The following is an 18,367-nucleotide window of genomic DNA, read 5'->3' on the forward strand; positions in this document are numbered from 1 at the left end:
GCCATCCGCGTCCCTCCGCCGAGGTTGCGAGCCGATCAACCATCACGAGAACGAGGGTCAGCCCGAGAAGCCACCAAAACCAGGTCACCAGTTACCTCCAGATGCGGTCAGGCGCTCAGTGAGAAGCGATCGGCCCTCCTCGTCATCTTGGCTGGTGTCGTGATCATGCTGATGTCTGTCGCCTCCGGCGGGAGCGTCGTCAGGTGGGGGTCCGGCTTGGTCGCGGTCGGAACCGTCGTGGGCACGGTGGCGCTGTATCGAAGCCGCTGCCGTGCGCAGCTCCAGGGCATCACGAGATCTGGCCAGCTCACTTCACCGATCGGGGCTCGGCTCAGCGCAGCGGCAGCCCGGTGGCGGCGAGCACGGCGCCGTCGGCGACCAGCTGGACGGCGGTCTCGATCTCCGGGGCCAGGTGCCGGTCGGGGCCGGGGCCGGGCACCCCGGCAGCTCGGACGGCGTCCCGCACCGCGCCCGTGGCCGCGGCCGGCTGCAGCGGGGCGCGCAGGTCCAGCGCCCGGGCTGCGGTGAGCACCTCGATGGCCAGCACCCGGGTCAGCCCGTCCAGCGCCCGGCGCAGCTTGCGGGCGGCGTGCCAGCCCATCGAGACGTGATCCTCCTGCATCGCCGAGGAGGGGATCGAGTCGACGCTGGCCGGCACCGCGAGCCGCTTCAGCTCGCTGACGATCCCCGCGGCGGTGTACTGGGCGATCATGTGGCCGGAGTCGACCCCGGCGTCATGGGCCAGGAAGGGCGGGAGCCCGTGGCTGCGGGAGGCATCGAGAAACCGGTCGGTGCGCCGCTCGCTCATGCTGGCCACGTCGGCGACAGCGATCGCCAGGAAGTCCAGCACGTAGCCGACCGGGGCGCCGTGGAAGTTGCCGTTGGACTCCACCCGCCCGTCCACGGTGACCACCGGGTTGTCGATCGCGGCGGCCAGCTCCCGCTCGGCCACGGTGGCGGCGTGTGCCGCGGTGTCCCGGGCGGCGCCGTGGACCTGCGGGGCGCAGCGCAGCGAGTAGGCGTCCTGCACCCGGGTGCACTCCGGGCCGCGGTGGCTCGCCATCACGCCGCTGCCGGCCAGCAGCGCCCGCAGGTTGGCCGCGGAGTCGGCCTGCCCGGGGTGCGGGCGCAGCCCCTGCAGGTCGGCGGCGAACACCGCGTCGCTGCCCAGCAGCGCCTCCACGCTCATCGCCGCGGCGACGTCGGCGGTGCTCAGCAGCCGGCGCAGGTCGGCCAGTGCGAGCACCAGCATGCCGAGCATCCCGTCGGTGCCGTTGACCAGCGCCAAGCCCTCCTTCTCGGCCAACTGCACCGGGGCGAGCCCGACGTCGGCCAGCGCCTCGGCGGCCGGCCGCAGCACCCCGGCGACGTCCCGGACGGTGCCCTCGCCCATCAGCGCGAGCGCGATCGACGACAGCGGCGCGAGGTCCCCGGAGCACCCGAGCGAGCCGTACTCGTGCACGGTCGGGGTGATCCCGGCGTCCAGCATCGCCGCGTAACTGCGGGCCGTCTCCGGCCGGACGCCGGTGCGCCCGGTCGCCAGCGTCGACAGCCGCAGCAGCATCAGCGCCCGCACCACCTCGCGCTCCGCCTCCGGGCCGGAGCCGGCGGCGTGCGAGCGGATCAGGCTGCGCTGCAGCTGGGCCCGCTGGTCGACCGGGATGTGCCGGGTGGCCAGCGCGCCGAACCCGGTGGAGACGCCGTAGTGCGGGCGGTCGTCGTCGGCCAACCGCTCGACGACCTCGCGGGTGGCGGCGATCCCGGCCAGCGCCTCCTCGGACAGCCGCACGCCGTAGCCGTCCCGGGCCACCCGGACGACGTCCTCCGGGGTGACCGGTCCGCTGCCGACGACGACCTGCTCTGTGTCCACCGCTGTGCTCATGGCTCCATCTGACCTGGCCAGCGGCAGCGGATCCAGGCTCCTGAGCCGGGTGCTGTCCGGTATCCCAGACGTTTCAGCCGGGGCGACGGCCGTTGATCCGGCGGGTCAGCTCACCGGCCGCCCGGGCCACCCGCTGCGCCAGCTCCGTCCGGCCCGAGACATCGACGTCCTCGGTGGGGAAGGTGACCGCCACCGCGGCCGCCGGCCGGCCGGCGTGGTCGTGCACCGCCGCGGCGACCGAGGCGAAGCCCGGGGTGACCTCGCCGTCCTCGTCGGCGTACCCGGCCCGGCGGACCGCACCCAGCAGCCGGCGCAGCTCCGAGAGCCGTCGGGGACCCAGGTCGTGCCGGTCGACGAACGCGGTCGCGTCGGGGAACAGCGCCCGCACCTGGGCCGGCGGCAGCCCGGCCAGCAGGGCCCGGCCGCTGGCGGTCAGCTGGGCCGGCAGCCGGACGCCCACGTCGGTCACCAGCGGCGGCCGGCCCGGGGCCCGCTGCTCGACGACGTAGAGCACCTCCCGGCCGTGCAGCACCGCCAGGTGCGCGGAGTGGCCGACCGCGTCGACCAGCCGGGCCAGCACCGGGCGGGCCAGCCGGGCCAGCGGCTCCTGGCGGGAGTAGGCGCTGCCGATCTCGAAGGCGCTCACGCCCAGCCCGTAGCGGCGTTCCTCGGGCAGGTGCACGACGAAGCCGGCGTCGACCAGCTCGGCGAGCAGGTGGTACGTCGTCGACCGCGGCAACCCGAGGTCGCGGGCCAGCGCTGCCGCGGGGACGGCGCCGGGGGAGCGGGCCAGCGCCTGGAGGAGCGCCAGCGCCTGCCGGGCGGCCGGCACCCCGCCCCGCGGCGTCCGGGATGAGGGGGCCGGCTCTGGCACCGGGGGAGCCTACGGCGCGATCGACCCCGCGCTCCCCGCGGTCAGTGGGGCCGTTCGTGCCGCAGCAGGACGACGCCGTTGCCGAAGGCGCGGGTCTCGACCAGGCGCAGGTCCATGGGCTTCTCGCCAGGACCGAAGAGCAGGCGCCCGGCCCCCAGCAGGACGGGGTTCACGTAGAGCCGGTACTCGTCGATGAGGTCGTGCTGCCGGAATGCCGCGCCCAACAGCGCTCCGCGCAGGACCATGTCGCCCCCGGGCTGCGCCTGGAGTGCCCGCACCTCGTCGTGCATGACGTGGCGCACCAGGGTTGCCTTCGGCCCTGGCGCGGCGAGGCTGCTCGAGTAGACCACCTTGGGCATCTCCCGCCAGATGCCGGCGAACTCCGCCTCGGTGGGCGAGCTGTCGGGGTCCTGGTCCGCCGCCGGCCAGTACCGCTCCATCAGCTCGTAGGTCACCCGGCCGAAGAGGAAGGCGCTCATCGTCGCGAGCTGCTGGTTGAAGTGGTCGTGCAGCTCCTCGTCGACGTGGTGCCAGCCGATGTCACCGTCCGGGCCCTCGAAGTACCCGTCGAGCGACACCGCCATCTGGGCCACGACTCTGCGCATGGTGTTCTCCGTCCCGGTCGCCTGTCTCCCCGGAGACAGGACCGTCGTGCGGAGCCGCACTCATCGGTCCCGGGCAAACCGCGGCTCAGCCGCCCGGCTGCTCCTCGGCCGCGCCGATCTCCACCCAGCCGTCGCGCAGGCGCACCGGGTGGACCGGCAGCCGCAGGGCGGCGTCGGCCGGTGCTTCCAGGCAGACCCCGGTGCGCAGGTCGAACACCTGCTTGTACATCGGAGAGGCGACCGTCGGTGCCTCGCCGCGGGTGCCGACGATGCCCCGGGCGATCACGTGCGCACCGCTCACCGGGTCGCGGTGCCCGACGGCGTGCAGCGTGCCGTCGAAGAGCCGGAACACCGCGATCTGCTGGTCACCGACCAGGGCGGCCACGCCACGCTCGGGCTGCAGGTCGGCGTACCGGCAGACGGTGGTCCAGCCGGGCTGGACCGGGACTGCGGTGTCGGGGGGCAGGGTCGCGGTCATCGGGAGAACACCTCCAGTCGGGGGCCGGCCACCAGGACGGCGCCGGCGGCCTCGCCGGCCGTCCGTTCCGCCGCGGTGCTCGGCCGGGGCTGCCCCCGCTCCACGACGTAGGACAGCGACGGGTCGGGGGAGTCGGGGGCGTTGACGAAGGAGGCGAACCGGCGCAGCTTCTCCGGGTCTTCCAGGGTGGCGCGCCACTCGTCGGTGTAGCCCTCGACGTGGTCGGCCATCGCCGCGTCCAGGTCGGCGGCGATGCCCAGGCTGTCGTCCAGGACGACGGCGCGCACGTGCTCCAGCCCGCCCTCGATCTCCTCCAGCCACGGCGCGGTGCGCTGCAGCCGGTCGGCGGTGCGCACGTAGTAGACGAGGAAGCGGTCGATGGTGCGCACCAGCGTCTCGGTGTCCAGGTCCTCGGCCAGCAGCTTCGCGTGCCGCGGGGTGAAGCCGCCGTTGCCGCCGACGTAGAGGTTCCAGCCGTTGTCGGTGGCGATGACCCCGACGTCCTTGCCGCGTGCCTCGGCGCACTCCCGCGCGCAGCCGGACACCCCGAGCTTGATCTTGTGCGGTGAGCGCAGCCCGCGGTAGCGGAGCTCCAGGGCGATCGCCAGGGCCACCGAGTCCTGCACGCCGTACCGGCACCAGGTCGAGCCCACGCAGGACTTCACCGTGCGCAGCGACTTGCCGTAGGCGTGCCCGGACTCGAAGCCGGCGGCCACCAGCCGCTCCCAGATCGCGGGCAGCAGCTCCATCCGGGCGCCGAACAGGTCGATCCGCTGACCGCCGGTGATCTTGGTGTAGAGGCCGAAGTCGCGGGCCACCTCACCGATCGCGATCAGCCCCTCCGGCGTCACCTCCCCGCCGGGGATGCGCGGCACCACCGAGTAGGTGCCGTCCTTCTGGATGTTGGCCATCACGTGGTCGTTGGTGTCCTGCAGCGTCGCCCGCTCGCCGTCCAGCACGTGCCCGGAGTCCAGGCTGGCCAGGATGGAGGCGACCACCGGCTTGCAGATGTCGCAGCCGCGGCCGCGGCCGTGCCGGTCGACCAGCTCGCTGAAGCTGGTGATCCCGGTGACCCGGACGACGTCGAACAGCTGCGCCCGGCTGACGTCGAAGTGCTCGCACAGCGCCGAGCTGACCGTGACCCCGGCGGCCGCCAGCTCGGTGGTCACCAGCTTCTTCACCAGCGGCAGGCAGGAGCCGCAGCTCGTGCCGGCCTTGGTGCACGCCTTCACCGCGCCCAGGTCGGTGCACCCGTCGCAGCGGACGGCGTCGCGGATCGACCCGGCGGTGACGTTGTTGCACGAGCAGACGGCGGCGTCGTCGGGCAGCTCGGCCGAGGCGGGCCCACCCTCGGCGCCCTCGGGCAGCAGCCAGGCGGCCGGGTCGCCGCCGAGCTCGCGGCCGACGAGTGGCCGCAGCCCGGCGTAGGCGCTCGCGTCGCCGACCAGGATGCCGCCGAGCAGCGTGCGCGCGTCGTCGGAGAGGACCAGTTTCTTGTAGACCCCGGCGACCGGGTCGCCGTAGACGACCGACAGCGCGCCGGGTGAGCTGCCGAACGCGTCGCCGAAGCTGGCGACGTCCACCCCGAGCAGCTTCAGCTTGGTCGACAGGTCCGCGCCGGGGAACTCCGCGGCGCCGCCGAGCAGCTGGTCGGCGACGATCTCGGCCATCGTGTAGCCGGGCGCCACCAGGCCCCAGGTGCGCCCGTCCAGGCAGGCGACCTCGCCGATCGCCCAGACGGCCGGGTCCTCGGTGCGGCAGCTGGGGTCGACGACCACGCCGCCGCGCGGGCCGACCGGGAGCTCGCAGGCCCGGGCCAGCTCGTCGCGCGGGCGCACACCCGCGGCGAACACGACGACGTCGACGTCCAGGTGGGTCAGCCCCGCCGCGGACCCCTCGGCGGCGTGCATCCGGGCGACCCGGCCGTCCCGGCCCGCGGTCAGCTTGGCCGTCGCCGTGCCGGCGTGCACCTGGACGCCGAGCGCGCCGACCAGCCGCTGCAGCGCCTCGCCGCCGCCCTCGTCGACCTGCAGCGGCATCAGCCGGGGGGCGAACTCGACCACATGGGTCTGCACGCCCAGGGCGGTCAGCGCGCCGGCGGCCTCCAGCCCGAGCAGCCCACCGCCGACGACGGCGCCGGTGACCGGGCGGGGGCTGACGTCCTCCTGCCGCCGGGTGTCGACCTCGGACACGTACTGGCGGAGCGCGGCGACGTCGTCGATCGTGCGGTAGACGAAGCAGCCGGGGAGGTCCTTCCCCTCGACCGGGGGGACGAACGGCGCGGAGCCGGTGGCGAGCACGAGCGCGTCGTAGCCGTGCTCCCGTCCGCCCGCCGTCCGCACCACCCGGGCGGCGCGGTCGACCTCGGTCACCCGCTCGCCGCGGCGCAGCTGCACCCCCGGGGTGTCCCAGAGGCCCGGGTCGCCGAGGGCCAGGTCCTGTGGGTCCCGGCCGGAGAAGTAGGAGGTCAGGGCGACCCGGTCGTAGGGGGCGCGCGGCTCCTCGGCCAGCACGGTCACCTGCCAGCCCCCGTCGGCCACCCCACCGCGGTCGACGAGCGCCTCGACCAGCCGGTGGGCGACCATCCCGCCGCCGACGACGACGAGCTGACGAGGTGCGGGGGTGCTCATGCGCAAGGTGCTCCTTCGACGACGGCGGTGCGGCGGGACGGCGGCCCACTGCCGAGCGAAGTTATGTACGCGGTGTTTCCTCCGCCGTCGCTACGCGTTACGGAGCGGGAAGGTCGAACGCACAGTGCCGACGGTGCCGGCGTGAGCCGCTCAGCCCGGCGGCCCGGACCCGAAGTCGCCGAACGGCTCACCGGCCATCGGCGCCACCGGGACCTGCCTCAGCGGCCGGCCCGCGGCGTCCAGGGTCCGCACGTCCCGGGCGCCTTCGGGGAGCGCGACGACCGTGCCGCCCCCGGTCAGCGGCAGCCGGGCCAGCGTCCGGCCGGTGGCGCCGAGCACCTCGACGGCGGTCGCCTCCGGTGGCGCGGTGACGACCAGCCAGCTGCCGTCCCCGGACTGCCCGAGCCCCGGCAGGTCGACCGTGCACGTCCGGGCCACGGTCAGGGACGCCACCGGGGTGCTTCCGGCCGGGGTGACGGTGCCGCAGGCGACGGCCCCGCCACCGCCCCCGGCCCAGGTGGTGACGACCAGCGCCCCGCCGGGGCTGCGGCCGACGACGACGGCGACGGTGCCCGGCCCCCGGCGCAGCGGCAGGGCGCCCGACCACAGCAGCTCCGGCTGCAGCCCGGCGGGCTCGACCCCCAGCGGCACCGCCAGGCCGACCAGCGCGGCGGCGACCACCCGCTCGTCGGGCTCCTGGAGGGTCGGGCGCACCGCGTCGAGCACGGGGAGCGGGGTGGTCCGGCCCGGCCGGTCGCCGGGCCAGTCGACCGCCGACCGGTGCACCAGTCGCCCCTCCCGGGTGACCCGGACGCTCAGCGCCGGGCCGTCCTCGGTGGTGGTGGCCGGGACGACGGCCACACCCCCGGCTGCGTCGACCGGCGTGTAGCTGCGGGCGACGGTGCCGCGGGGGCCGACCATCAGCCGGTCGGAGACCTCGATCGTGTCGCCCCGTCCGGCGACCACCACCAGCGACGCCGGGCCCGGCCCGCCCAGCAGCAGGGTGACCGGCCGGCTGCGGGCCAGCCCTGGTGGCAGGTGCGGCACGAGAGCCTCCGCCGGGGCCCCGGCCGGCCCGATCAGCCAGGTGCCGCGGAAGTCCTCGTCGACCGTGCCGACGACGAGCGCTGCCCGCCCCGAGGGGGTGTCGCCGGCGAAGACGACCGTCCGGTCGGGGACCGGCGGCGCCACCAGCCCACCCCAGTCGGCCTGCTGCACGGCGGCGAGGAAGCCGGGGTCGTCGGCGAGGGAGCCGCGGGTCGGACCGGTCAGCACGGGGGCGGCGCGGACGGACGGCCCGGCGTCCACGGCGGGGGTGGCCGGGGACGCCGCCGCGAGGGGCTCCGGCGCCGGCCGGGTCAGCGTGCCGACCGCGCCGGTGAGGACCAGGGCGGCAACCGCCGCGGCGAGCACCCGTCGCCGCCGCCCGGTCCGGCGGTGCCCGACGTCGGCGACGGCCTGCTCGGCGTCCAGCCGCCACCGGCCCGGGGCCCCGGCCAGCCGGCCCAGCCCGTCGCGCAGCCGCTGGTCGTCCGTCGTCGGCTGCTCGCGCCGGAAGGGGTCCGGACGCGCGGCCGGCTGCAGCTGTACGGCGCCCGCGGCGGCCGCCGCCTCGACCTCCGTCACCGGGCGGCCGAGCAGCGCGGCGACCGCATCCGCGTCCAGGCCTTCGACGATGTGGAAGACCGTGGCGGCCCGGGTGCGCGGAGGGAGCTCGCGCAGCGCCCGGGCCAGCTCGTCGTCCACCGCCGGGGCGAGCGGATCGGGCAGCTGCTCGATGACCTGCTCGGCGCGCGGGCCCCGGCCGGTGGCGCCGGTGGCCAGGGCCCGGCGGGCGGTGGCCAGCGGATCGTCCGTGGGCCAGCCGCGCCGGGTGCGGGTCAGCGCCCGCTGCACCAGCTCCTCGGCGGTGGACCGGTTCCCGGTCAGCAACAGTGCGGTCCGCAGCAGAGCCGGGCGGCGCTCGGCCACGAACCGCGCGAAGGCCGCATCCTCGCCTGCCCCGCCGTCCTGCACCGTGCGCATCCCGGGCTCAGGCCGCCGCGTAGGCCTGGGTGAGCCGGGCGAAGCCGTCGTCCAGCGAGACCCGAGGCGTCCAGCGCAGCGCCTCCCGGGTGCGGCGCTGGTCGAACCAGTGCGCGGTCGCCAACTGCTCGGCGAGGAACCGGGTCAGGGGGGGAGTGCTCCGGCGCTGGGTCGCGGCCCAGAACGCCTCGACGAGACCCCCGGCGATCCAGGCCGCTCCGAACGGCACCCGGCGGCTCGGTCCGGGGACCCCGGCGGCGCGGCACAACCGGTCGATGACCTCGGCGACCGGCCGGGGCTCGCCGTTGGAGACCACCAGCGCCTCCCCGTGCACCGGCCCGCAGGCGTCGACGGCGGCCAGCAGCGCGTCGGCGGCGTTGTCCACGTAGGTGGTGTCGATCAACGCGGCGCCCGAGCCGATCACCGGCAGCCGCCCGGCCCGGGCCCGCTCGACGATCCGCTCGACCAGCTGGGTGTCCCCGGGCCCCCAGACCAGGTGCGGCCGCACGACGAGGACGGCGAGGGCGGCGTCGTCCGCCGCCAGTGCCAGCTGCTCGGCGACGGCCTTGGAGCGGGAGTAGTTGCCGCGGGCCCGCGCCGGGTCGGCCGATTGCGCGCCCACCCCGACCAGTGCCGAGCCGCCGTGCGCCACCGACGGCGAGGAGACGTGCACCAGCCGGCCCACCCCCGCCTGCCGGCAGGCGCCGACCACGGTGCGGGTGCCCTCGATGTTCGCCCGCGCGTACTCCGCCCACCGGCCGGTGACGTCGACCTTGGCGGCCAGGTGCACCACGGCGTCCTGCCCCGCCACCGCGCGGGCCACCACGGCCGGGTCGGCGACGTCCCCGCGCACCTCCCGGCAGGGCAGCCCGGCCGGCCGGCGTTGCAGCACGGTCACCTCGTCGCCCCGGCCCAGCAGGCCCTGCACCGTGGCCCGGCCGAGCATGCCGCTGGCTCCGGTGACCAGCACCCTCATCGGGTGCGCGCCCGCGCACCGGCGAGCGTGCGGGTCGCCTGCCGGGCCACCTCCCGCCGGTCGATCTTCGACTGGTGCCGGATGTCGACCGGCAGCCGGCCGGTGACCAGGACGGCGGCGACCTCGGTGCCGGCGGCCGCGCGGACGGCGTCGGCCAGGGCGGGGCCGGCGAGCTCGAACCCGGCCCGGCGGCGCACGCCGTCGGCCGGGACGACGACGACCACCACGACCTGGGCGCCGGCCGGTCCCACGCCGACCACGGCGGCGGAGGAGACCGTGTCGAGCAGCTCCACCCGCTGCTCGACGCCGACCGGCGTCACCACCCCGGCAGCGGTGGTGACCGCGTGCGGCAGCCGGCCCTCGACCCACAGCCGGCCCTCGGCGTCCAGGTGCCCGACGTCGCCGGTCCGGTGCCAGCCCGGGTCGCGGGACGCGGCGCGCTCGGTGGCCCACAGGGCGTCGTAGCGGTCCTTGACGTGGGCGGCCCGGACGGCGATCTCGCCGGTCGTGCCGACGGTGTCGGTGAGCTCGCCGTCGGCCGCCCCGGTGGTGGAGAGGGGGCTGACCCGCACCTCGACGCCGGGCAGCGGACGGCCGACGCAGACCCCGTTCCCGGGCCCGGCGGCCTCGATCTCGGTCGCGCAGACGTCGGTGACCGGCAGCGCCTCGGTCATCCCGTACGGGGTGTGCGCGGCGGCCGCGGGCAGCACCTGGCGCAGCTCCCGGAGCAGCGGCAGCGGCACCGGTGCCCCGGCCGACATGAGCAGGCGCACCCGGCCCAGCGCGGTCCGCTGCGGCCCGGTCAGCTCACCGGCGGTGGCGACGACCCGGCGCAGCGCGGCCGGTGAGGCGAACACGACCGTCCCGTCGATCGCGGCCGCGGCGTCGGCGAGCGCGGCGGCGGTCAGCGACCCGGGTGCGGTCACGTCGACGTCGGGCACCGCGGAGCCGATGCCGAGGGCCGGGCCGAAGAGGGCGAACGGCGCGAACCCGGCGACCAGCCGGTCGTCGGGGGTCAGCCCGTAGGTCGCACCGACCAGGTCCAGCTGGGCCATCGCCTGGCGCAGGGTGTAGACGACGCCCTTGGCCGGACCGGTGGCGCCGGAGGTGAACAGGACGGCGCAGTCGGTGTCCAGGTCGGTCTCCGGCGGTGCGGGCGCGGTGCTGCCCGCACGTTCCAGCTCCGGCAGCGTGTGCGCCACCCCCAGGGCGCGGGCCGCGGCCGCGGGCAGCGTGGTGGCCGCGATCCGGGTGGCGGTCAGGCGCATCGCGCGGGCGGCCGCCAGCCCGGGGGCGCCGCCGACGACCGCGTCGACCCGGGCGCTGTGCAGCGCCCGGCGCATCCCGCGCAGGCCCAGGCCCTTGTCGGCCACGACGATGACCGCGCCGGCCCGCCAGACGGCGTAGACCGCGGCGGTGAGGTCCACCGAGGGCTCGAGGAGCAGCGCGACCCGCTGCCCGGGTCCGATCCCGGCGGCGGTCAGCCCGGCGGCCAGGTGCTCGACCCGGCGGTGCAGCTGCGCCCAGCTCACCGTGGCCCCGCCGACCTCCACCACGGCGGGGGAGTGGTCACCGGCCCGGTCGGCCAGCGCCGAGCCGAGGCCACGCTGCTGGGCGCCCGTGCTCCGCGGCCGGTCCCTGGGGGGCCGCCCGGTGGCCAGGTCGGTGACCCACTGGGCGACGGCGTCGGCGTACTGCGGGGCGTCCTCGGGGAGCAGGTGCGAGGCGCCCTCGTAGCGGTGCAGCTGCGCCTGGGGGAGCCGCTCGCGCAGGTCGGCCAGGTAACGCTCGCCGAAGACCGGGTCGCGAGGGCCCCAGAGCAGCAGCGCCGGGACGTCGAGGGAACGGATGCCCTCGGCGATCGCCTCCTGCGCGGCCCGGGAGGGGTGGCCGGGGGAGAACGGGATGTCGGCGACGAAGTCCCCGACGGATCGCCGGCGGGCCGCCGTCCGGTAGGGCGCGGCGAAGGCGTCCCGGACGTCGGCCGGCAGCCGCGGGGAGGACAGCGCCGTCGTCGCCCGGACGAACAGCGGCGTGCCGACCGTGGCCACCGAGCGGACCCCGGGGGCGTGCGCCAGCCGGATCACCGCCGGGCCGAGGTCGCCCTCGGGCATGGAGACGGCGGTGTTGCCCAGGACGACGCCCCGCAGCTGTTCCTGGTGGGCCAGCGCCCAGCCCAGCGAGATGACCCCGCCCCAGTCGTGCCCGACGGTGATCACCGGGCCGGTGACCCCCAGCGCGGCGGTCAGGTCACCGAGGTCGGCGACCCGCTGCTCCAGCGGCCGTGGCCCGGGGAGCCGCTCCGAGAAGCCCATGCCCAGCTGGTCGGGGGCGATCACCCGCCACCCGGGCGGGGCGGCGGCGACCAGCCGCCGCCAGAGGTAGGACCAGGTCGGGTTGCCGTGCACGCAGAGCAACGTCCCCACGGGGTCGGGGACGCCGTTGTCCAGCAGGTGCCACTCGTGCTTCGTGCCGGTGGCGTCGGCGACGGTGAGCCGGCGGGACCAGGCCGGGTCGAGCCCGGGCAGGTCGGCGGGGAGGTCGGTCGGCACGCTCACCAGGCGATCTCGAGGCAGGAGGCGTTGAGGCCCGAGCCGATGCCCATCAGCAGGACCCGGTCGCCGTCGACCAGCTCGTGCTGCGCGCTGGCCAGGGTGTAGGGCACCGAGGCCGGACCCAGGTTGCCGCGGGTCGGGAAGGTCTTCGGCACCCGTGACTCGTCGATGCCGAAGCGCTCGCACATGGCAGCGGTGTGCACCTTGGACACCTGGTGGATCACGTAGCGGTCCATCCCGCGCTGCCAGTCGAAGTCCGCGGCGGCCTCCTCCCACATGTCCATCGACAGGTCCAGGCCGGCTTCCAGCAGGCCCTTCAGGTCGGTGCGCATCTCGTCGTTGTCACCGACGCACAGGTCGTGGTGCTCGGTGCCGGCCCGGCTGACCGAACCGACCAGCCGGTGGCCCTCCGGGTGCTGGTCGGACCGGCCGAGGACCATCGCGACGGCCCCGGAGCCCAGGGTCAGCGTCGCGAACTGGGCGATCACGTCCCGGGCGGTGGTGCCGGGCTGGTTGAGCCGGTCGATGGTCCGGTCCTGCACCGTCTGGGCGTCCTCGCCGTTGACGATCACGGCGTGCTCGATCATGCCGGAGTCGATCATCGCCGCAGCCAGCTCCATGCCGTTGACGAAGCCGAGGCAGGCGTTGGTGACGTCGAAGTTCTGCGCCGAGCGGGGGAGCCCGAGCGCGTGGTGGACGGCGACGGCCGTCGAGGGCTCCAGGTGCTTGCGGCTGACCGAGGTGTTGATCATCAGACCGATGCCGGCCGGGTCGACGCCGCTCTCGCTGATCGCCTTGGCGCCGGCCATGGCGGCGCCGTCGGTGAAGGTGACGCCGTCCTCCCACCACCGGCGCTCGCGGATGCCGGCCAGCCGTTCGAGCAGGCCAGGGCGAAGCCCGACCCGCTTGTAGGTGTCGGCGAGCCGCTCGTCGATGGCGTCGGAGGTGACGACCTGGGAGGCATCGGCCGTCTGCACGGTCAGGATGCTGGTGTTGCTGAAGCGGTGCGTGGCGTTTCCACTCATGGGCGGGGTCCAGTCCTCGAGAAGGGCCGACTCTTCCATGTGTGTCGCCGGCGTTCCGTTGGGCACTACCCGACGAGGACACCGGTATGCCGTCGGGTGTTCACCCGCGGCACAGTTCACACCCCGGCCCGGGCGCGCTCAGAACCGGACGGGCAGCTCGTCCAGGCCGTAGACGAAGGACAGCTCGCGGAAGGACAGCTCCCGCTGCGGCACGGCCAGCGCCAGGTCGGGGAACCGGCGGAGCAACGCCGGCAGCACGACCCGCAGCTCCATCCGGGCCAGCTCGGCCCCGATGCACCGGTGGATGCCGTGCCCGAAGGCCAGGTGGCCGGAGGTCGGCTGCCGCCGGGGGTCGAAGACCTCCGGCTCGGCCCCGGCCGACCGGGGGTCACGGTTCGCGCCGCTGAGTGAGGCCAGCACGACGTCCCCGGCCTTCAGGGGCACGCCGAACAGGTCCAGGTCGTGCTTGGCGAACCGGGGGAACGCCATCTGCACCACCGACAGGTGGCGCAGCAGCTCCTCGACCACCCGGTCGACGTCCGCGCGGGAGCCGTCGCGCACCAGTGCGGCGTGCGCCGGGTCCCGCAGCAGCACCATCGTGCTCAGCGAGATCATCCCGGCGGTGGTCTCGTAGCCGCCGGTGAACACCCCGTCGGCCAGCCCGGCGAGGTCGACGTCGGAGATCCGGTCACCCTCGTCCCGGATGATCTGGCCGATCAGCCCGGGGCCGGGCTCCACGCGCTGCCGGGCGACGGCGTCGAAGAGGAACTCGCGCTGTGCCGAGACGGCGCCGAAGGCCGCGGCAGCGCCGGCCGTGGCGTCGAAGCGCTGGACGCCGAGCCGGGCGAAGGCGTCCCGGTCCTCCAGCTCCAGGCCCAGCAGCGCGCAGATGGTCTGGAACGGCACCGGGAAGGAGACCAGCCTCGCCAGGTCGGCCGGGGACCCGGCGGCGGCCAGCGCATCGAGCCGCTGCGCCACGATCGTGGAGATCATCGGCTCGAGCCGGGCCAGCCGGCGCATCGTGAACTCCGGCGTGATGATCTTGCGCAGCCGGGTGTGCAGCGGCGGGTCGGTGAAGCCCAGGCCCCCGACCTGTTCGGCGCTGCTCGGTCCGGCTCCCGGCAGCAGGTGCCGGATGTCGTTGCTCCAGTTGTCCCGGTCGGCCAGCACCGCCCGCACGTGCTCGGCACCGGTCACCAGGTACACGGAGAAGGCGAACGGCAGCTTCAGCCGGTGCACCGGGTCGTCCTCCCGCAGCTGGGCCAGCCGGGGGACGGGGTCGATGCCGTGCCGCTGGAGCGGCACCTTGGTCCGCTCGGGGATGAAGGTCAGGCTGGAGAGGTCGATGCCGCGCTTCTGGATGCGGCGCGCCAGCAGCTTGCCGGTCCAGGCCCGGGCCCGGGCCCGGGCCCGCATCCGGGGAGCACCCCGCACGCCGACGGGCTGCCGCGGACTGGGGACGGGGTACCTGGACAGGGGCACGGTGCGGGGTACGGGGTCGGTGACCCCTCCCGCTGGCTTGTGGTCGATGTCGTCTTCGTACTGCAGGACGCCGTTGGTGATCAAGGCCGCCACGCGCCGTCGGTGCAGCGTTCACCTGGGCGTCCACTCCGCCCGGCGCGCCGGGCCGGTGCGTTTGCCGGGCCGGTGCGTTTGCCGGGCCGGGGCGGCCGGGCACCAGCGGCCCCATGGACGCCGAGATCACCCTGCGGGTCGACGGTGAGGCGCACCGCCTCACCGTCGACACCCGTACCTCCCTGCTGGACGCGTTGCGCGAGCGGCTGGGCAACACCAGTCCGAAGAAGGGGTGCGACCACGGCCAGTGCGGCGCCTGCACGATCCTGCTGAACGGTGAGCGGGCGCTGAGCTGCCTGGCGCTGGCCGTGGCGCACGACGGGGCGGAGGTCACCACCGCCGACGGGCTCGCCCCGGCCGGCGAGCTGCACCCGGTGCAGCAGGCGTTCCTGGACTCCGACGCCTTCCAGTGCGGCTACTGCACCCCCGGCCAGGTCTGCTCGGCGGTCGGGGTGATCGACGAGTTCGAGCGGGGCTGGCCCAGCCACGTCACCGAGGACCTCACCGGACGGCCGGAGATGACCACCGACGAGGTCGCCGAGCGGATGAGCGGCAACCTGTGCCGCTGCGCCGCCTACGTGAACATCACCCCCGCGGTGCAGCAGGCCGGCGGTGCCCGGTGAAGCCGTTCGCCTACGCCCGGCCCGGCGACGTCGCCGAGGCCGTGCGGGACGTCGTCGCCGAGCCGACCGCGGTCTTCCTGGCCGGCGGCACGAACCTGGTCGACCACCTGCGCCTCGGCGTGGCCCGGCCCGGCCTGGTGGTCGACGTCCGCACGCTGACCTCCCGGGAGGTGACCGACCTCCCGGACGGCGGGCTGCGGCTGGGCGCGGCCTCGACCAACAGCCAGGTCGCCGCCGACCCGCGCGTCCGGGAGCGGTACCCCGTGCTGGCCCAGGCGCTGCTGGCCGGGGCCACCGGGCAGCTGCGCAACATGGCGACCACCGGTGGCAACCCGCTGCAGCGCACCCGCTGCGTGTACTTCCAGGACGTGACCACCCCCTGCAACAAGCGCGAGCCGGGCAGCGGCTGTAGCGCGGTCGGGGGCTACACCCGCTACCACGCCGTCCTCGGGACGCCGGCCGCGCTGCCGGACCCGGATGCGCCCGAGACCTGCATCGCCACCCACCCCTCCGACATGGCCGTGGCGCTGGCCGCTCTCGACGCGCAGGTGCAGGTGCTCGGCCCGGCGGGGGAGCGCACCATCCCGTTCACCGAGCTGCACCGGCTGCCCGGCGACGACCCGTCCCGGGACACCGTGCTCGAGCACGGCGAGCTGATCACCGCCATCGACCTGCCCGCGCTGCCGGCCGGTACCCGCTCGGCCTACCGCAAGGTCCGCGACCGGGCCTCCTACGCCTTCGCACTGGTCTCGGTGGCCGCCGTCGTCACCCCGGACGGCGAGCTGCGGCTGGCCCTGGGCGGGGTCGCGCACAAGCCGTGGCGGGCCACCCGGGCGGAGGAGGTGCTCCGCGGGCAGCAGCTCACCGAGGACGCCGTCCGGGCCGCGATCGCCGCCGAGCTGGCGGCCGCCCAGCCACAGCCGGGGATCGACAGCGGCAACGGCTTCAAGATCCCGCTCGTGGCCCGCACCGTGCTCGCCACCGTGCGCGGCCTTCTCCCGGAGGAGCAGTCATGACCGACCTGCTGGAGCCGCGCGCCATCGGCCAGGACCTGGTGCGCCGGGACGGCGAGCTCAAGGTCCGCGGCACCGCCACCTACGCCTACGAGACCCCGGTCGAGCACCCGGCGTACGCCCACCCGGTGCAGGCCACGATCGCCCGGGGCCGGGTCACCGCGATGGACACCGCCGCGGCCGAGGCCCTGGACGGCGTGCTGGCCGTGCTCACCCCGTTCAACGCCGAGCGGCTCGCCTCCACGGACGACGCCGAGTACGCCGTCCTGCAGGGGCAGGACGTCGGCTTCCGCGGGCAGCTGATCGGGGTGGTGGTCGCCGAGACCTCCGAGCTGGCCCGGGAGGTGGCCGACGGCATCGCCGTCCGCTACGACGAGCAGCCGCACGACGCGGAGCTGTCCGCCGACCGGCCGGACCTGTACGCCCCGGAGCAGGTGAACGCCGGGCACGAGACCGACACCGCCGAGGGCGACGTCGCCGCGGCGATGGCCGCCGCCGAGGTGACGCTGGAGCGCACCTACTCGACTGCGATGTACCACAACAACCCGCTCGAACCGCACGCCACGACGGCGCTGTGGGAGCCGGCCGGCGACGGGTTCCTGACCTTGTGGGACTCCACCCAGGGCGTGCACCCCGACCGGGCGGCGGTGTGCCAGGTGTTCGGCCTGGACCAGGAACAGGTGCGCGTCGTCTGCCCCTACGTCGGCGGCGGGTTCGGCTCCAAGGGGCTGCCGCACGCGAACGTGATGCTCACCGCGCTGGCCGCTCGGGCGCTGCCCGGCCGGCCGGTGAAGCTGGCGCTCACCCGCCAGCAGATGTTCTTCCTGGCCGGCTACCGCACCCCGACCATCCAGCGGATGCAGCTGGCCGCCGACTCCCGCGGGCGGCTGTCCGCGATCGCCATCGACGTGGTCGAGCAGACCTCGAAGGTCAAGGAGTTCGCCGAGCAGACCGGCGTGCCCGCCCGGATGATGTACGCCTCCCCGAGCCGGCGGTCCACCCACCGGCTCGCCGCCCTCGACGTGCCGATCCCGTCGTGGATGCGCGCGCCGGGGGAGTGCCCGGGCATGTTCGGCCCCGAGGTCGCGATGGACGAGCTGGCCGAGGAACTCGGCATCGACCCGATCGAGCTGCGCGTCCGCAACGAGCCGGAGGTCGACCCGGAGACCGGGAAGCCGTGGTCGAGCCGGAACCTGGTGCGGTGCCTGCGCGAGGGCGCCGAGCGGTTCGGCTGGTCCGGGCCGCGGGCGCACCGGGACGGCGACTGGCTGGTGGGCACCGGGGTCGCGTCCTCGGTCTACCCGACGATGCGGCAGGCCACCTCGACCGCGAACGTGCGCTACGAGGGCGGTCGGTACGTCGCCGAGATCGGCGCCGCGGACCTCGGCACCGGCGCCTGGACGATCCTGCCGCAGATCACCGCCGACGCCCTGGGCGTCGACGTCGCCGACGTCGACGTCCGGATCGGCGACACCCGCTACCCGGTCGCCTCGGTGGCCGGCGGCTCCTCGGGCACCAACACCTGGGGCTCGGCGCTGGTCGTGGCGGCCCGCGAGTTCCGCACGAAGTTCGGCGCCCACCCGCGGGACGGCGACGAGGCCAGCGGGGACGTCGACCAGGCCGGGCAGGACGACGCCCACGCCCCGTACGCGTTCGGCGCGCAGTTCGTCGAGGCCCGGGTCAACGCCGACACCGGGGAGATCCGGGTGCCGCGGCTGCTCGGCGTCTTCGGTGTCGGCCGGGTGATCAACCCGCGGACGGCCCGCTCGCAGCTGATCGGCGGGATGACCATGGGGCTGTCGATGGCGCTGCACGAGAACAGCGCCTGGGACCCGCGGCTGGCGCAGGTGGCCAACCACGACCTGGCCGAGTACCACATCACGGTCAACGCCGACGTGGGTGAGATCGAGGCGCACTGGATCGACGAGCACGACCCGTACGTCAACGCCATGGGCAGCAAGGGGATCGGCGAGATCGGCATCGTGGGCACCGCGGCGGCGGTGGTCAACGCCGTCCACGCCGCCACCGGCGTCCGGGTCCGGCACCTGCCGGTGACCCTGGACAAGCTGCTGCCCGCCCTGCCGTAGCCCGTGCCCACCGATCCCG

Annotated in this window: 13 protein-coding genes; 3 read left to right on the forward strand and 10 right to left on the reverse strand. The window is 75.5% G+C overall.

Annotated elements, in window-relative coordinates; translation table 11 throughout:
- Nucleotides 1-331 precede the first annotated feature (331 nt).
- The 10 genes from hutH to O2W18_RS09750 all read right to left on the reverse strand — a co-directional run bounded on the left by hutH (nucleotide 332) and on the right by O2W18_RS09750 (nucleotide 14,625).
- Nucleotides 332-1,882 (reverse strand): histidine ammonia-lyase, encoded by a 1,551-nt coding sequence (gene hutH / locus O2W18_RS09705; RefSeq protein ID WP_269187325.1) that lies wholly within the window; start codon nucleotides 1,880-1,882, stop codon nucleotides 332-334.
- Nucleotides 1,883-1,955: 73 nt separating this feature from the next.
- On the reverse strand, nucleotides 1,956-2,756 hold the full coding sequence (locus O2W18_RS09710; RefSeq protein ID WP_269187326.1) for an IclR family transcriptional regulator: 801 nt from the start codon (nucleotides 2,754-2,756) through the stop codon (nucleotides 1,956-1,958).
- 41 nt (nucleotides 2,757-2,797) lie between these two features.
- Nucleotides 2,798-3,361, reverse strand: coding sequence for a dihydrofolate reductase family protein (locus O2W18_RS09715; protein ID WP_269187327.1), 564 nt, complete (start codon nucleotides 3,359-3,361; stop codon nucleotides 2,798-2,800).
- Nucleotides 3,362-3,446: 85 nt separating this feature from the next.
- Nucleotides 3,447-3,839, reverse strand: coding sequence for a nitrite reductase small subunit NirD (gene nirD, locus O2W18_RS09720; protein ID WP_269187328.1), 393 nt, complete (start codon nucleotides 3,837-3,839; stop codon nucleotides 3,447-3,449).
- Entirely contained in the window at nucleotides 3,836-6,469 is a 2,634-nt protein-coding gene (nirB, locus tag O2W18_RS09725) for a nitrite reductase large subunit NirB (protein ID WP_269187329.1), read from the reverse strand. Before nirB ends, nirD begins: the two co-directional genes overlap by 4 nt.
- A gap of 150 nt (nucleotides 6,470-6,619) precedes the next feature.
- On the reverse strand, nucleotides 6,620-8,494 hold the full coding sequence (locus tag O2W18_RS09730) for a hypothetical protein (RefSeq protein ID WP_269187330.1): 1,875 nt from the start codon (nucleotides 8,492-8,494) through the stop codon (nucleotides 6,620-6,622).
- A gap of 7 nt (nucleotides 8,495-8,501) precedes the next feature.
- A complete protein-coding gene (locus O2W18_RS09735) occupies nucleotides 8,502-9,470 on the reverse strand; it encodes an NAD-dependent epimerase/dehydratase family protein (protein ID WP_269187331.1) in 969 nt (322 codons plus the stop codon).
- Nucleotides 9,467-12,028 carry an alpha/beta fold hydrolase gene (locus O2W18_RS09740; RefSeq protein WP_269187332.1) on the reverse strand — a complete coding sequence of 854 codons (2,562 nt, stop codon included), beginning with the start codon at nucleotides 12,026-12,028 and terminating at the stop codon, nucleotides 9,467-9,469. Before O2W18_RS09740 ends, O2W18_RS09735 begins: the two co-directional genes overlap by 4 nt.
- A complete protein-coding gene (locus tag O2W18_RS09745) occupies nucleotides 12,025-13,050 on the reverse strand; it encodes a 3-oxoacyl-ACP synthase III (RefSeq protein ID WP_269187333.1) in 1,026 nt (341 codons plus the stop codon). Before O2W18_RS09745 ends, O2W18_RS09740 begins: the two co-directional genes overlap by 4 nt.
- Nucleotides 13,051-13,188: 138 nt before the next feature.
- Nucleotides 13,189-14,625 carry a cytochrome P450 gene (locus O2W18_RS09750; RefSeq protein WP_269187334.1) on the reverse strand — a complete coding sequence of 479 codons (1,437 nt, stop codon included), beginning with the start codon at nucleotides 14,623-14,625 and terminating at the stop codon, nucleotides 13,189-13,191.
- A gap of 113 nt (nucleotides 14,626-14,738) precedes the next feature.
- Between O2W18_RS09750 and O2W18_RS09755 the strand changes: the two genes are divergently transcribed.
- The 3 genes from O2W18_RS09755 to O2W18_RS09765 are packed head-to-tail and all read left to right on the forward strand — an operon-like array spanning nucleotide 14,739 to nucleotide 18,348.
- A complete protein-coding gene (locus O2W18_RS09755; protein ID WP_269187335.1) occupies nucleotides 14,739-15,248 on the forward strand; it encodes a 2Fe-2S iron-sulfur cluster-binding protein in 510 nt (169 codons plus the stop codon).
- The gene (locus tag O2W18_RS09760) at nucleotides 15,245-16,264 is read left to right on the forward strand and encodes an FAD binding domain-containing protein (RefSeq protein WP_269187336.1); all 1,020 of its coding nucleotides are present in this window, start codon (nucleotides 15,245-15,247) and stop codon (nucleotides 16,262-16,264) included. Before O2W18_RS09755 ends, O2W18_RS09760 begins: the two co-directional genes overlap by 4 nt.
- Nucleotides 16,261-18,348, forward strand: a complete 2,088-nt coding sequence (locus tag O2W18_RS09765) for a xanthine dehydrogenase family protein molybdopterin-binding subunit (protein ID WP_269187337.1) — start codon at nucleotides 16,261-16,263, stop codon at nucleotides 18,346-18,348. The genes O2W18_RS09760 and O2W18_RS09765 overlap by 4 nt, the downstream gene beginning before the upstream one ends.
- Nucleotides 18,349-18,367: the final 19 nt, after the last annotated feature.

The sequence above is a fragment of the Modestobacter sp. VKM Ac-2983 genome (assembly GCF_026967885.1).
Classification (GTDB): Bacteria; Actinomycetota; Actinomycetes; order Mycobacteriales; family Geodermatophilaceae; genus Modestobacter.